General features: G+C 56.9%; 15 protein-coding genes. 1 reads left to right on the plus strand and 14 read right to left on the minus strand.

Annotation, left to right across the window (positions count from 1 at the left end; translation table 11 throughout):
* Positions 1-3: 3 nt before the first annotated feature.
* The 7 genes from NP603_RS04830 to NP603_RS04860 form a co-directional block, all read right to left on the minus strand.
* On the minus strand, positions 4-930 hold the full coding sequence (locus NP603_RS04830) for a branched-chain amino acid transaminase (protein WP_256609794.1): 927 nt from the start codon (positions 928-930) through the stop codon (positions 4-6).
* Between the two features lie 100 nt (positions 931-1,030).
* Complete coding sequence (locus tag NP603_RS04835) at positions 1,031-1,876, minus strand: CHAD domain-containing protein (protein WP_256609795.1); 846 nt, start codon at positions 1,874-1,876, stop codon at positions 1,031-1,033.
* Positions 1,877-1,878: 2 nt separating this feature from the next.
* The gene (gene pssA / locus NP603_RS04840) at positions 1,879-2,619 is read right to left on the minus strand and encodes a CDP-diacylglycerol--serine O-phosphatidyltransferase (RefSeq protein ID WP_256609796.1); all 741 of its coding nucleotides are present in this window, start codon (positions 2,617-2,619) and stop codon (positions 1,879-1,881) included.
* Positions 2,620-2,777: 158 nt separating this feature from the next.
* Entirely contained in the window at positions 2,778-3,551 is a 774-nt protein-coding gene (locus NP603_RS04845) for an outer membrane protein OmpK (RefSeq protein WP_256609797.1), read from the minus strand.
* A gap of 65 nt (positions 3,552-3,616) precedes the next feature.
* Positions 3,617-4,633 carry a ketol-acid reductoisomerase gene (ilvC, locus tag NP603_RS04850; protein WP_140913126.1) on the minus strand — a complete coding sequence of 339 codons (1,017 nt, stop codon included), beginning with the start codon at positions 4,631-4,633 and terminating at the stop codon, positions 3,617-3,619.
* 76 nt (positions 4,634-4,709) lie between these two features.
* Entirely contained in the window at positions 4,710-5,201 is a 492-nt protein-coding gene (ilvN, locus tag NP603_RS04855; protein ID WP_256609798.1) for an acetolactate synthase small subunit, read from the minus strand.
* Positions 5,201-6,937, minus strand: coding sequence for an acetolactate synthase 3 large subunit (locus NP603_RS04860; RefSeq protein WP_256609799.1), 1,737 nt, complete (start codon positions 6,935-6,937; stop codon positions 5,201-5,203). Before NP603_RS04860 ends, ilvN begins: the two co-directional genes overlap by 1 nt.
* A gap of 235 nt (positions 6,938-7,172) precedes the next feature.
* On the opposite strand from NP603_RS04860, the gene NP603_RS04865 reads away from it, so the two are divergent.
* The gene (locus NP603_RS04865; protein ID WP_256609800.1) at positions 7,173-7,781 is read left to right on the plus strand and encodes a 4'-phosphopantetheinyl transferase family protein; all 609 of its coding nucleotides are present in this window, start codon (positions 7,173-7,175) and stop codon (positions 7,779-7,781) included.
* 65 nt (positions 7,782-7,846) lie between these two features.
* Here NP603_RS04865 and rpsI read toward each other — a convergent pair whose 3' ends face one another.
* The 7 genes from rpsI to fmt all read right to left on the minus strand — a co-directional run bounded on the left by rpsI (position 7,847) and on the right by fmt (position 15,012).
* Entirely contained in the window at positions 7,847-8,236 is a 390-nt protein-coding gene (gene rpsI / locus NP603_RS04870; RefSeq protein WP_256609801.1) for a 30S ribosomal protein S9, read from the minus strand.
* A gap of 15 nt (positions 8,237-8,251) precedes the next feature.
* Positions 8,252-8,680 (minus strand): 50S ribosomal protein L13, encoded by a 429-nt coding sequence (rplM, locus tag NP603_RS04875; protein WP_054759837.1) that lies wholly within the window; start codon positions 8,678-8,680, stop codon positions 8,252-8,254.
* A gap of 77 nt (positions 8,681-8,757) precedes the next feature.
* On the minus strand, positions 8,758-10,119 hold the full coding sequence (locus tag NP603_RS04880) for a sigma-54-dependent transcriptional regulator (RefSeq protein ID WP_256609802.1): 1,362 nt from the start codon (positions 10,117-10,119) through the stop codon (positions 8,758-8,760).
* Positions 10,112-12,271, minus strand: a complete 2,160-nt coding sequence (locus NP603_RS04885) for a sensor histidine kinase (RefSeq protein WP_256609803.1) — start codon at positions 12,269-12,271, stop codon at positions 10,112-10,114. The genes NP603_RS04880 and NP603_RS04885 overlap by 8 nt, the downstream gene beginning before the upstream one ends.
* Positions 12,253-12,819: a DUF4390 domain-containing protein gene (locus NP603_RS04890; protein ID WP_256609804.1), complete on the minus strand. Its 567-nt coding sequence runs from the start codon at positions 12,817-12,819 to the stop codon at positions 12,253-12,255. Before NP603_RS04890 ends, NP603_RS04885 begins: the two co-directional genes overlap by 19 nt.
* A complete protein-coding gene (gene rsmB, locus NP603_RS04895) occupies positions 12,794-14,089 on the minus strand; it encodes a 16S rRNA (cytosine(967)-C(5))-methyltransferase RsmB (RefSeq protein WP_256609805.1) in 1,296 nt (431 codons plus the stop codon). Before rsmB ends, NP603_RS04890 begins: the two co-directional genes overlap by 26 nt.
* Positions 14,086-15,012: a methionyl-tRNA formyltransferase gene (gene fmt, locus NP603_RS04900; RefSeq protein ID WP_256609806.1), complete on the minus strand. Its 927-nt coding sequence runs from the start codon at positions 15,010-15,012 to the stop codon at positions 14,086-14,088. Before fmt ends, rsmB begins: the two co-directional genes overlap by 4 nt.
* Positions 15,013-15,014 lie beyond the last annotated feature (2 nt).

Raw genomic sequence — 15,014 nt, forward strand, 5'->3', positions numbered from 1 at the left:
GGTTTAGGATACCAGCGTCAACCATTCCTTGTGGTCGGCGCGGCGGCCGTGGACATAGTCGAAATACAAGGCTTGCAACTTCTCGGTAATCGGGCCGCGGCTGCCGGAGCCGATGTCGCGGTTGTCGTATTGGCGGATCGGCGTGACTTCGGCAGCGGAACCGGTGAAGAAGGCTTCGTCGGCCACGTAAACTTCGTCGCGAGTGATGCGTTTTTCAATGACTTCATAGCCTTGTTCGCGAGCTATCGTCATCAGCGTGTCGCGGGTGATGCCTTCCAGTGCCGAGGTGGTCTCCGGGGTATAAATCTTGCCGTTGCGGACGATGAACAGATTCTCGCCGCTGCCTTCGGCGCAGAAGCCTTCGTGGTCCAGCAACAACGCTTCGTCGTAACCGGTCGATAACGCTTCCTGCAAGGCCAGGATCGAGTTGATATAGTTGCCGTTGGCCTTGGCCTTGCACATCGTGCTGTTGACGTGGTTGCGGGTGTAGGACGAAGTGCGGATGCGGATGCCTTTTTCCATGTTTTCCGCGCCCAGATAAGCGCCCCAGGTCCAGGCTGCGATCATGACGTGGACTTTCAAGTTGTCGGCGCGCAGGCCCATGCCTTCGGAACCGAAGAACACCATGCTGCGGATGTAGGCCGATTCCAGGTTGTTTTTGGCGACCGCGTCGCGGTGGGCCTGGTTGATCTCATCCTTGGAGTACGGCATTTTCATGTTCATGATATGCGCGGAACGGTACAGGCGGTCGGTATGCTCGGCCAGTTTGAATATGGCGGTGCCGGCATCGGTTTTATAGGCGCGCAGACCTTCGAAGACGCCGCAGCCGTAATGCAGGGTGTGGGTCAGGACGTGGACTTTCGCATCACGCCAGTCAACCCATTTCCCGTCTAGCCATATCAAACCGTCTCTATCATCCATCGTTGCCATTTGTCTGAACCCGTTCTGTTAAAAAATCGTGCGCCGCCGTCGCGGCCGAAAACTGCCCGAAATTGTACTATAAAGCCGCGGCCGGCAATACCGGCGGCGTTTACTGCCAGGGGAAAGCTTGGTCTGGGGCGGGGCGCCAAAAACCGGACAACTCTTCGCACCGAGCGACAAATTCGCCGATCAACTGGTTTTGGCGTTGCCGATAGTGTGCCAACGCCGATTCCGGCGGATTTCCGCCGTAGAAGTTCTGCAGCGCTGCGAGTATGACGACGCTGTTCTGGATCTCGCCCATGGCAGTCAAATAACTTTGCAAGCGTTGGTCGTGGTCGGCAGGCAACTGCGGGACAGCTGCTGCCATTGCGGCGATGGCATAGCGTAGTTTTTTAACGGAGATACGCAGGTGGTGGATGCTGTGCAGGTCTTCGGCAGAAACCGCAGCATGGCGCGCCACCGCTTCCGCATAAATTTGGTCCAGCGCGCTGAGTATGTCGGCAGACATTTGGTTTCGGCGGGCTTTGGTATGCCGAAATTGGCGCGCCGCCATATCGAGTTTTCGGCGCAGTTTGGCTTGGCGCAGTCCGGCGACCAAGGTTGGTAGCCGCCGCAATTGTTGTTGCTCGCACCGGTGCAGGTGGTCGAGGAAGTCGCTTAATTCCGGCAATTGCGGCAGTTTGCCGGCCACTTCGTAAAGCATGACCTGCACGTCGCGCAGATCGTCGAAGCCATCCAGTTGGCGTTTTAGCGTCTTGCGTAACGGTTTCAGCGGCCGGCAAGGGCCGATTTGCTGCAATAGTCCGAGAATGCTCAACAAGCGGCGGATGCCGGTACGCAAAGAGTGGACGTGGTCTTCGCTGCACGTTTGGCAGCAGGCTTTCAGGCGTTTGCGGTATTGGCGCCACTGACGGTAAAGCGCTGCACTGAGCAAGTTACCGTCGGCGTCGGCCACGTCTAGCCCTTACGGCTTTGCAGCCGGCGTTTGCGCATCACCAGCGTGATGATCGGGCCGGATGCGGCATAACCGACCGATAGCAAAAACAGCATACGTTGCGGTTGGGCCATGACGAAGCTGATGAACAGCATCGCAATGATCGCGACGATGAACGGCACTTTGTTTTTCAGATCGATTTCTTTGAAGCTGGAATAGCGGAAATTGCTGACCATTAACAAGCCGGTGGTGATGGTGGTCAGCAGCACCAGGTATTTGAAGTTTTCGACGTCGTAACCGTTCTCGACGCAAAACCACAAGCCGCCGGCCAGGATAGCCGCCGCTGCCGGGCTGGGCAGGCCCTGGAAGTAGCGTTTGTCGGCGACTTCGACCTGCGTGTTGAAGCGCGCCAACCTTAGTGCGCCGCCGGCCATGTGCACGAAGGCCGCGAACAAACCGGCCTGGCCCATGCTGGACAAAGTCCACAAATACATGACGATGGCCGGCGCGGCGCCGAACGAAACCATGTCCGACAAACTGTCGTATTGCACCCCGAACTCGCTCTGGGTGTTGGTCAAGCGGGCGACCCGACCGTCCAGGCCGTCCAGCACCATGGCGATGAACAATGAAATCGCCGCCGTCTCGAAGCGGCCGTTAATCGCCGACGTGATCGCGTAAAAACCGGCAAACATGGCGCCCGTGGTGAATAGGTTGGGCAGTAGATAAATGCCGCGGTGGCGTTTCGGTTGAGGATTTTTCAGCATGGTGTTTGCAAGCGGTAACAAGTTGGCGGCATTTTACATGCTCGTTCCGGGCCGTGCTATTGCGATTGCGTGACAGTGTGTTATTGCGGGTGGCCTGGTGGATGGCGCGGCTGTCTGTTTGACCAGGTAGTTTTATGGCTTAATTCAGCATTGACTGTTCAGAATTTCCAAACCAGCAAAGCCTGCGGCACGTTGTCGTGCAAGCCTTTGATGCCGTATTTGTTATGCCAATACTGGTATTCCAGGCCTATAAACAGATGGCCGGCGTCGCCCCAGAAATCGCCGAGGTCGAATCTCAATTGAGGTTGGGCCAGCGCCTGGCGAGCGGCGGTTTGGTTGCGGCCGATGAAATCGGCGAAGCCTTCGAAACTCCATTTCGTGCCGGCGATTTGAAACGGTAATTGCCAGAATGGGGTGATTTGCCAGGAGGTACCAATGTCGGCGGTTTCGGTGACGCGTTGGCGCAGAAAATCGATGTTGAAGTAATTGAAGCCGGGCAAGTCGAAATCGACGCTGATGCCGTACAGCCAGGCGCGAAAACCGCTTTGTCGGCTGTTCATGTTCTCGCCGAGATTGATGCCGGCGGTCAGGCCAAAGTCTTTGAAAATACTATACGACAAATCCAATCCGCTGATTTTACTCAGGCTGAAGGTACTGTAGGCTTCGCCGTATAAATGGGTTTGCGGCGGTTGGCCGGATGCGGTGAACAGCGTGTCCATGAAGAAAAAGTTGCGGCCGTAAGCCCAGCCGTGGGCATGAGTGATCGTGACGATGGCTTGGCTGACGTCGTTAGGATTGAAAGGCTCGTGGTAGTTGCCGCCGTGCAGATATTGGATTTCGCTGTTGCTCCATTGCATGAAGTCGGCGGAGGCCTGCTCAGCTAGCGCTGCGGCTAGTAGGGTGATGCAGAGCGAAGGCGCAAGATTGGTCATATTTGAAATCCTGCAGGCAAAAAAAAGCCCATCGTGTAGATGGGCTTTAATCCTAGCCGATAAGCTTAGTTTTTGCTTTTATCGACGATTTGGTTGGCTTTGATCCAAGGCATCATCGCCCGCAGTTTGGCGCCGACGGTTTCGATCGGGTGCTCGGCGTTCAGGCGGCGGCGTGCGGTCATTTCCGGGTAGCCGGTTGCACCTTCCTGGATGAATTGCTTGGCATAGCGGCCTTCCTGGATGTTTTTCAGGGCTTCTTTCATCGCTTTGCGGCTTTCGTCGTTGATCACACGCGGACCGGTGACGTATTCGCCGTACTCGGCGTTGTTGGAGATCGAATAGTTCATATTGGCGATGCCGCCTTCGTACATCAAATCCACGATCAATTTCAGTTCGTGCAAGCACTCGAAGTAGGCCATTTCGGGTGGGTAGCCCGCTTCGGTCAGGGTTTCGAAACCGGCTTTGACCAGTTCCACCGCGCCGCCGCACAGTACTGCTTGTTCGCCGAACAGGTCGGTTTCGCATTCGTCGCGGAAGGTGGTTTCGATGATGCCGGAACGGCCGCCGCCGATCGCGGAAGCGTAAGACAAGCACAATTCTTTGGCTTGGCCGGAAGCGTTTTGATGCACGGCGATCAAGTCAGGGATGCCGCCGCCTTTGACGAATTCTGAACGCACGGTGTGACCCGGCGCTTTCGGGGCGATCATGATCACGTCCAGGTCGGCGCGCGGTACGACTTGGTTGTACAGAATCGAGAAACCGTGGGCGAAAGCCAGAGCCGCGCCTTGTTTGATGTTCGGCTCGATTTCTTCTTTGTACAGTTTGGATTGGAATTCGTCCGGGGTCAGGATCATGACCACGTCGGCGCCGGCGATGGCTTCCGGTACGTCTTTCACGATCAGGCCGCTGTTGGTGGCTTTGGCGACGGACGCGGAGTTGGAGCGCAAGCCGACCACGACGTCAACGCCGGAGTCTTTCAGGTTGTTGGCATGGGCGTGGCCTTGCGAGCCGTAGCCGATGATGGCAACTTTTTTGCTGCGGATTATCGAGAGATCGGCGTCTTTGTCGTAATAAACTTGCATAGTGTTTCTCGTTACTCTTGGTGTGAATTAAAAATTGTATTTGGCTGTCGACATGTGGGTTTGCGCTCCCCAGCGATCAAAGATGTAAGCCTTTCTCGCCGCGGGAAATGCCGGTCGGGCCGGAACGCGCCACTTCGATGATGCTGCCTTCCTCGAAGCCGTGAATGAAGGCATCCAGTTTGTTGGATTGGCCTGTCATTTCGACGACGTAGCTGTTCGGCGTCACGTCGATGATCTTGCCGCGGAAGATGTCGACCATGCGCTTTACTTCCTCGCGCGTTTCGTGAGTGGTTTTGATCTTGACCAGCATCAATTCGCGCTCGATATGGGCCGACTCGGCCAGATCGATCAATTTGACCACATCGATCAGTTTGTTCAATTGCTTAGTGATCTGCTCGATGATCTCGTCGCTGCCGCTGGTGACCAAAGTCATCCGCGACAGACTGGGATCTTCGGTCGGGGCGACGGTCAGCGATTCGATGTTGTAGCCGCGCGCCGAGAACAGGCCGGCAACCCGCGACAGGGCACCGGATTCGTTTTCAATCAAAATGGAGATGATGTGGCGCATCAGGACAACTCCCTCTCGACCGGGGTGCCGGGCGCAACGCGCAATTTCATGTCGTGGTGAGCTTTGCCTGCTTCAATCATCGGGTATACGTTTTCGGTTCTATCGGTAATGAAATCGAGGAACACGGTTCTGTCCTTCATTTCGAATGCCTGTTTCAAGGCGTCGCGCACTTCTTCCGGCTTTTCGACGCGGATGCCGACATGGCCGTAGGCTTCGGCCAGTTTGACGAAATCCGGGATCGTGTCCATGTACGAGTGCGAGTAACGGCTTTGGTAAGAAAATTCCTGCCACTGGCGAACCATGCCCATGTAACGGTTGTTCAGGTTGACGATCTTGACCGGCGTGTTGTACTGCAGCGCGGTGGACAGTTCCTGAATGCACATCTGGATGCTGGCTTCGCCGGTAATACAAGCGACGTCGGCCTCCGGAAACGCCAGTTTGACGCCGATCGCCGCCGGCAAGCCGAAGCCCATCGTGCCCAAACCGCCGGAGTTGATCCAGCGCCGCGGCTTGTCGAACTTGTAGTACTGGGCCGCATACATTTGGTGCTGGCCTACATCCGACGTAACGAAGGCGTTGCCGTTGGTGACTTCGTAGAGTTGCTCTACGACATATTGCGGCTTGATGATCCGGCTTTCGCGGTCGTATTCCAGGCAATTCACGTCGCGCCAGCTTTGAATCAGTTGCCACCAAGATTCCAACGCCGCTTTCGACGGCTTGGTTTTGCTGTCCTTGATCAGTTCGATCATTTGCTGCAACACCGGTTTGACTTCGCCGACGATCGGCACATCCACCTTCACGGTTTTGGAGATGGAGGCTGGATCGACGTCGATGTGAACGATCTTGGCATACGGGCAGAACTCGGCCAGTTTGCCGGTGACACGGTCGTCGAAGCGGGCGCCGACCGCTAAAATCACGTCGGCTTCGTGCATGCCCATATTGGCTTCGTAAGTACCGTGCATGCCGAGCATGCCGACGAACTGCTTGTCGGTGGCCGGATAGCCACCCAAGCCCATCAAAGTGTTGGTGATCGGGTACCCCAGCATCCGGGTCAACTCGGTCAATTCTTCATGGGCTTCGCCCAAAATGACGCCGCCGCCGGAATAAATCATCGGTCGTTGCGCGCAGAGCAGCATTTCCACAGCCCGCTTGATTTGGCCCTTGTGGCCGGTCACGACCGGATTGTAAGAGCGCATGCTGACTTTTTTCGGATACTTGTAAGGTATCTTGATATTCGGATCGGTGATGTCCTTAGGCACGTCGACCAATACCGGGCCCGGGCGGCCGGTGGTCGCCACGTAAAACGCTTTCTTGATCGTTTCGGCCAACTGGTTGACGTCCTTGACCAGAAAATTGTGTTTGACGCAGGGGCGGGTGATGCCGACCGTATCGACTTCCTGGAACGCGTCGCTACCGATTACCGGCGACGGTACCTGGCCGGAAATGATCACCATCGGGATCGAGTCCATGTAGGCCGTGGCGATGCCGGTCACAGCATTGGTGGCGCCCGGGCCGGAGGTCACCAGTACCACGCCCGGTTTGCCGGTCGCGCGCGCGTAGGCGTCCGCCGAATGGGTGGCGCCTTGTTCGTGCCGCACCAAAATATGTTTTACGTCGTCTTGATGGAAAATGGCATCGTAGATGTGCAAAACAGAGCCACCCGGATAGCCAAATACAAATTCGACACCTTCATCTTTAAGACACTGGACAAGAATTTGTCCGCCACTGAGTTCCAATTTTATGCCCTCGAAAAGCTAACCAAAGCGTGAAATGCGGATTTTACAAAAAAGGTTGGATAAGCTACTGTCTTTGGCCGGTTTCGTCAAGGAAAACCAAGGATTTTGCTTGGTTTCGAGGTGGGCGGTGAATGTTTAAAAAGTGAGGGATGTTTTGCGAACGCAATTTGTTGATGTTTGGCATGCCGAATTGGAGTCGTTGGATTCAAAGAACTCAATTACTTGGGATGCGCTGTTGTCGGATCAGGAACGGCAGCGAAGTGAGACGTACAAATGCCCGGAGCGGCGCCAGCGCTTTGTTGTGGTGCAGAGTTTGTTGCGTCGCACATTGGCCGGATATTTGGATGTTGAGCCGCAGGAACTGGTGTTTGAGCTGGGCGAGTACGGCAAGCCGGCGTTAGTAGGGGCAACGTTGTATTTTAATATTTCCCATTCCGGAGACCATTTGCTGATTGCAGTGTCCGACCTCGGCGAGTTGGGGGTTGATGTGGAGAAAGTGCGATCCGGACGCAACCTGCATGCGCTTGCCGGGCGCTGTTTTTCGGCGCGGGAATATTGGGAGTGGGTGGCATTGCCCGCTGATCAGCAATTGCCGGCCTTTTACCGTCTCTGGGTTAAGAAGGAGGCCTTCGTCAAGGCGGTCGGGCGCGGCATTGCGGCCGGGTTGGAGTTGTGCGAATTTGCTGTCGAGCCGGGCGGACAAATCGCTGCGATCCCCATCGAATTCGGCGTTGCCGGCGATTGGACCGTAGCGGAGTTGCCGCTCGCCGATGTCGCTGCGGCGTTAGTGGTACCGAATAAGCCGTACGTGTTGAGTTGCCGCAAGCTCGAGTTGGAGGCTTGACGCGGCACAGGGCGCCAAGCATAAAAAAAGCCGCTGAAAAGCGGCTTTTTTGCGTCGGTGGGCGCTTAACGTTTCGAGTATTGCGGACGCTTTCTGGCGCCGTGCAAACCGATTTTTTTACGCTCGACTTCGCGGGCGTCGCGAGTCACGTAACCGGCTTTTCTCAATGGAGAGCGCAGGGATTCGTCGTATTCCATCAGTGCGCGGGTCAGGCCGTGGCGAATCGCGCCAGCCTGGCCGGACGGGCCGCCGCCGGAGACGATGATGTTGATGTCGAAGTCGCCGGATTTGGCCAGCAGTTCCAGAGGTTGTCTGGCGATCATTTCATCGGTTTTGCGGCCGAAGTATTGGTCTACAGGCCGGTTGTTGATGATGAACTTGCCTGTGCCGACCGTTGCGTAAACGCGGGCTACCGAGCTTTTGCGGCGACCTGTTCCGTAGTATTGAGCTGCCATAAACTATCTACCTGCTTAGAATTCTAAAACTTTAGGTTGTTGAGACTGATGATTGTGCTCCGGACCGGCATACACTTTCAGTTTTTTGAACATCGCCCGGCCCAGTGGATTTTTAGGCAGCATGCCTTGAACTGCGGTGGTGATGATGCGGTCGGGGAAGGTTTGTCTCAATTTGCCCAAAGAGGCAGACTTCATGTTGCCGACATAACCGGTGTGGCGGTAATACATTTTGTCTTTTTCTTTGTTGCCGGTAACGCCGATTTTTTCGGCATTGACGACGATGATGTAGTCGCCGGTGTCGACGTGCGGGGTGTATTCTGGTTTATGTTTGCCGCGAAGACGTCGTGCAATTTCAGTAGCAAGGCGACCCAATGTCTTTCCTTCTGCATCAATCACGTACCAATCGCGCTTAACTTCTGCGGGCTTTGCACTAAATGTTTTCATCGTTGCTTTCTTAAAATCGGTTGAAGCTGTAAAAGCACGGCATTCTACTTAAACCAGCCGCTAACTTCAAGTTTCAATTACAGCTTGATTTTCAAGGAATGTAACTTCCGGTACAAATGGGTGCGCTCCATGCCGATCGCCGCCGCCAGTTTGGCGACACTGCCGCCGTTCTTCTCGAAGTGGTATTCCAGATAGGATTTTTCGAAGTGGTCGCGCGCTTCTTTCAACGGCAGATTGAAAAACTCGGGCACATTCAAGCCCAGTTTGGGTTGCTCGGCGATCGAGCCTAACGCTGCTTTGACTTCGTCCAGCTCGATGTCGTCGCCGGCACCCAGAATCATCAGGCGTTGCACCAGATTGCGCAACTCGCGGACATTGCCGGGCCAACTGTAATTGCGCAAATAATTTTGCGCGGCCATCGAAAAACGGCGGAAAGGCAGTTTTTCATGCACGACGAAATGGTCGACGTAAAAATTCAGCAGACCCGGCACGTCCTCGCTGTGCTCGCGCAGCGGTGGAATCTCCAAAGTCACCACATTCAGCAGATAGTACAAGTCCTGACGGAAGCGGCCGCTGTTGACTTCTTCCTCCAGCGCCATCCGGGTCGAGGCTACGACGCGCACGTCGACGCGCACGGCCTGGCTGCCGCCGACCCGCAGGAATGAACTGGATTCCAACGCACTAAGCAATCGAGTTTGGGTTTCCGGGTCCATACCGCCGATTTCGCCCAGGAACAGCGTGCCGCGGTCGGCCTGCTCCAGCAGGCCGCGGTAAATCCGGCCGTTGTCTTCGCGGCCGAAAAATTCGACCGCAGCGTTTTCCGGCGAGATGCTGCCGACCGATACGTCGACAAAGGCGCCGTCGCGGCGCGAGCTGTTGTTGTGCAGGTAACGGGCGTACATTTCCTTGCCGACCCCGGCTTCGCCGACCAGTAGCACGCGGGCGTCGTGTTGCGCCAGGCGTTTCAGTTTGTCTTTGGTGCGCTCGACCACGGCGCTTTTGCCGACGGGTTCCACGCCTATCATCAATTGCTGCTTCAGGCCGGCGTTTTCCCGCTGCAAGGAACTGGTTTCCAGGGCGCGCTCGACGATCAAGAGCAATTTCGCCATCGACAACGGTTTTTCCAGAAAATCGTAAGCGCCGAGGCGGGTGGCTTCGACTGCCGACTCCACCGAGCCGTGACCGGACATCATTACTACCGGGCACAGCGCGCTGTCTTCGCCGACCCATTCCCGCAACAGCGTGATACCGTCGCTATCGGGCATCCAGATGTCGAGCAGGATCAGATTGGGCTGGCGCTGGTTTTTAAGTTTCCTGGCTTCCGTGGCGTTTTCGGCCATCGCGACTTGATAGCCCTCGTCTTCCAAAATCTCAGACACCAGTTGACGAATGTCCTGTTCGTCGTCGACCACCAAAATGTAGGGCGCTTGTTTATTCATGCATCGTTCCAAATTCAAAAACCGGTAGCTGGAGCAGAAAACCAGCCCCGCCATTATATGACGTATCGACCCAAATCACGCCGCCATGTTCTTCGACGATTTTTTTGACGATGGCCAGGCCCAGACCAGTACCCTTGGACTTGCTGGTAACGTAGGGTTCGAAAATGGTTTCGATTTGATCGGCATTCAGGCCGCTGCCGTTGTCGTACAAACCCACTTCGACATAATCGGTGTTATTGCGCGTGACTTTGCCGATTTTAATCGTGATATGGCATTTTTCCGCAGTGGCTTCTTGAGCGTTCTTGATCAGGTTATGCAGCACTTGGCGAATACTGACCGGATCGACCTCGACGATGACGTGTTGGCTGGCGGCGGCCATCGCGAAGGTAATTCCGGATGGCAGGTACAGCGTGGTGACCTGCTGGATCAAATCCACCAGATTGATTTTTTCGACCTGCTTTTTCGACGGTCGGGCGTACTCGGAGAAGTCATCGACCATGCGTTTCATCGCTTCAACTTGCTGGACGATGGTGCGGGTGCCGCGCTGCAGAAATTCGGCTGAGCCATCCTGCAGCTCTTTGGATAGCTTGTGTTGCAAACGTTCGGCGGATAGCTGAATCGGTGTCAATGGATTCTTGATTTCGTGGGCCAGGCGCCGGGCTACCTCACCCCAGGCCGCGTTTTTCTGGGCTTGAATCAAATCGGTGACGTCGTCGAATACCACCACGGCGCCGGTGCGGGCGCCGTGTTGCGAAAACAGCGGAGTGCCGCGGCACAGCAACTCCTGGCGGCCGTTCGGGCCGAGAAAGACGATGCGCTGTTCCCAGATGTCGTCGGCTTTTTCCAGCAGGCTTTGGATTGCCGTCAACACGTCGGCCAGTTCGGGGTGGAGTCCGGCCAAGGCCGGCAGATTCTGGCCGACGAAATGGCTGACCGGGATGTGCAAAATCCGGTAGGCGGCCTGGTTGGCGGTGCGGATGAAGTATGCGGCGTCGAAACTGATTACGCCGGCGGTCAGGTTGGCGAGGATGGTTTCCAGGTAGGCGCGCTGGTTTTCCACCTCCAGGCCGGCGGCGCGGGTTTCGTCGCGGGAACGGGCGATGCGCCGGGTCATCTGGTTGAACGATTCGACCAGAAAGCCCAGGTCGTCCTGGCTCATCACCGGCAATTGCTGCTGATAATCGCCGTCGGCGACTGCCTGGGTGCCTTTTACCAATTCCCGGACCGGAGCGACGATATTGCGGATGCTGATAAAGGCCACCCAGATCGCCGCCAACATGCTTAACAACAGCACCAGCAACAGAATCAGCGAAAAGCTGGTTTTCAGCGAGTCGCGCAGGAAATTCATTTCCTGGTAGCGAATGAAGGCGAATTCGATCGAATCGGCCAAATCGGTGACCCGCACCGGAATCGGATACAGCACCTGTAAGAAACGGCTCTGGTCGGCTTCGATCGCGACGATGATGCGCACCAGCATTTCGTCGTTGTCGCCGGGATCGAAGGCAAAATATTCCTTGTTCTGTTTCAATTGCAGCCAGATTTGCTCGTCGGGCAAATGCGGCAGAATGTCGCTGGGGTTGATGCTGCTGGAGGCCAGAATCCGGCCTTGGTTGGTGAATACCGCCAGTTCCAGCGCCCCCGATTCGCGCCACAATGAACCGACTTCCAATGCAATCAGCGTTTCCGATTTGTGCTGCAATTGCTCCGCCATTTGCTTGGTTTGCTTGATGTGCCAGTTCATGCGCTGATTCATCGCAGACTGGCTCAGTTCCAGCGCGTCGTCCATGGCGCGGTCGATTTCGACGTTAAACCAGCTGTCGATGCCCTGGTGCAGGAACTGTACCGAAAAGTAGAACACGATCGCCGCCGGTGCCAGCGCCAACAACACGAACAGCGAGACCATGCGCGTGGTGAGTTTGGAGCCGGCTTCCTTTTTCTTCAGCTCCCGCACTAGCGAATAGGCGTTCACCACCACCAGTCCCAGCAGGATCACCGAACCCAGGGTGTTGATCACCAACAACCAAGAATACATTTCGCCGAGTTCCGACGACTCCTGGGTGGCGCTGCTCATCAGTTGCAGCGATAACAGCACGAAACCGAACAGAATGACGATGGACGCGCTGGCCGGCAGCTTCATTTTTGAATAGGCCATAAGCTCCAATGGCTGGAAAGAAACCAACGGTGATCCAGATACGCCACCGGGCGTAGCGGAATCGGCAGCGCCTCGCGGTTAAACTCGCTACGCACCGCCAGTTGATAATAGCGGCCGGGTTGCAGTACGGCAGCTGGGATCGGTTGTTGGTCGCGCACGCTGGCCATGAAATGCAGCGCGGCGCTCAGGGTCAAAAACATCTCGCTATGATTTTGCGGGGTTTGCACTGCGTATTGGTTCAATAGCGCGTGAAACTGCAACCGGTAGCGCTGCTTGCTGCGATAGGCGACGCTGTCCCACAGCCAGCCCGGTTCGCGCAATTCCATCACCACGTCCCAGGTCAACGGCACGCCTTTGTCCAGCGCCACTTTGGCGACGGGGCTCAGCCGATACTCGATCTGGCTGGCGATGGTCGCGGTATCGCCTTCGGTTTGCAATTCGGCGTACTCTATCCGGGCGGCGTAGTTTCCGGCCCAGGCCGGCGCCGAACCCAATGCCAGGCATAATGCAAACAGGCTTTGGCTAAACCGCTTTGCGCAGCTTGGCATAATAAAAGCCGTCCATTTGCCGTTCCCCGGTCAAGATTTGCCGGCCGTGCGGGCGGGCCAGGCCCCAATGCGCGTCTATCGCCACCTCTTCGGCGTCGGTGCGGGCCGCCAGAAATGCGGCGACTTGCTGTTCGTTTTCCGCTTTCAGCACCGAGCAGGTAGCGTAAAGCAGGATGCCACCGGGACTGAGCAGTTGCCATGCCGCATGCAGGATTTTGGCTTGCGTGGCCTGCAATGCGGTAATGTCATCCGGTCGACGTAGTAATTTGATGTCCGGGTGGCGGCGGATTACGCCTAAACCGGAGCAGGGAGCGTCCAGCAAAATTCGCTGAAAACGGCGCGGTCCGGCCCAATCGGCGGGGTTTCCGGCGTCGGCCACCAAGGTTTCGGCCTGCAAATGCAGCCGGGCCAGATTCTCCTCGACCCGTTGCAGACGCTGGGCGTCGACGTCGATTGCCACCAGCCCGGCCAACGCCGGCTGCCGTTCCAGGATCGCAGCGGTCTTTCCGCCCGGCGCCGAGCACATGTCCAGTACCCAGTCGCCGGCTTCGGCGTCGATAAGTTCGGCTGCCAGTTGGGCGGCGGCGTCTTGCACCGAGACCTGGCCTGCGCTGAATCCGGGCAATTGCTCGACCGCCACGGCCTGATCCAGACGAATCGCCGTGTCGCAGCAATCGACCGGCTGCCCGGCAATACCCTGCGCCGCCAATTGGTCCAGGTAGGTTTCGCGACTGGTCTGCCGTTGATTGACCCGCAAAAACATCGGTGCGGCTTGGTCGTTGGCGTGCAGAATTTTTTCCTGGTGTTCGGGCCAGTCGCGGCACAGCGCGTCGATAATCCATTGCGGATGGTTGAGTCGGGCCTGTTGATCCCGGTCTGCGGCTTGCAACAGGCTTTCCGCGTCCCGCAAATACTGCCGGAGTACGCCGTTAACCAAGCCTCTCGCCCAAGGTTTGTGGCTGGTGGCGGCAACGGTTTCCGAAACGGCGGCGTGCGGTTTGACGCGCATGTGTTGCAGTTGGTAAAGGCCGACCAACAGCAGGGTCTTGATGTCGGCGTCCTTGGCCTTTAGCGGCTTGCCGAGCAGTTTGCCTAACGCGAAATCCAGCGCGTAATAGTGGCGAACCACGCCGTAGCATAAGGCCTGGACGAAGGCCCTGTCTTTGCTGTCCTTCAGCTTGGGCAGGCCGTGTTCCAGAGCCGCTGTCAGCGATTGGCCGTCGCCGATGACCTTGGCCAGAATTTGCGCCGCGCAGCCGCGAAGATTCATGAGCCGAGCACGACGCCGGCGGCCGGATGCGCGTTCAGGAAATCCTTACCGTTGATGCGCTTGCCGCCGGGCAGTTGCACTTCCAGCAGTCGAAGCATGTCTTTGCCGGTGGCAACGTCCAGGGCCGGCGCCGAACAGTCTACAGTTCCTGGGGGGGCGCTTGTCGACCTATTCAATACTTCGCTGCGCCAGATCCGTAATACCTGGCCTTTGAACGTGGTTTGCGCCACCGGCCAGGCGTTTAGGCCGCGGATTTTCCGGTCCAGTTCGATAGCCGCTTGCCGCCAGTCGATTGATGCTTCCTGTTTTTCCAGTTTATGGGCGTAGGTCACCAGGCTTTCGTCCTGGGCTTCGGCTTGCACCGTGCCGTTTTCGATCATATCCACGACTTTCAGTAAAGCGTCGGCACCGAGTTCGGCCAGACGATCGTGCAGTTCGCCGGATGTGGTGTGGGCACCGATCGGGCACTCGACCTTGTAAAGCATGTCGCCGGCGTCGAGTTTTTTGACGACCTTCATGATCGTGACCCCGGTCTTGCTGTCGCCGGCCATCACTGCGCGGTGGATCGGCGCCGCGCCGCGCCAGCGCGGCAATAACGAGCCGTGGACGTTGATGCAGCCGAATTTGGGGGTGTCGAGCACGGTTTGCGGCAGGATCAGGCCGTAGGCAATGACGACCATCAAGTCGGGTTGCAAATCGGCCAGCGCCTGAATGGCTTCGGCCGATTTGAAGTTTTCCGGTTGGGCGACCGGAATCCCCGCTGTCAGCGCCAAGTCTTTTATCGGGCTGGGCGTCAGTTTTCGGCCGCGGCCGGCCGGCCGGTCCGGTTGGGTATAGGCTGCGACCACCTCGTGCGGCGAATCGATTAGGGCTTGCAGGGTCGGGACGGCAAATTCCGGGGTACCGGCGAAAACGATTCTCATGC

Source organism: Methylomonas aurea, assembly GCF_024505045.1.
Taxonomy (GTDB): Bacteria; Pseudomonadota; Gammaproteobacteria; order Methylococcales; family Methylomonadaceae; genus Methylomonas; species Methylomonas aurea.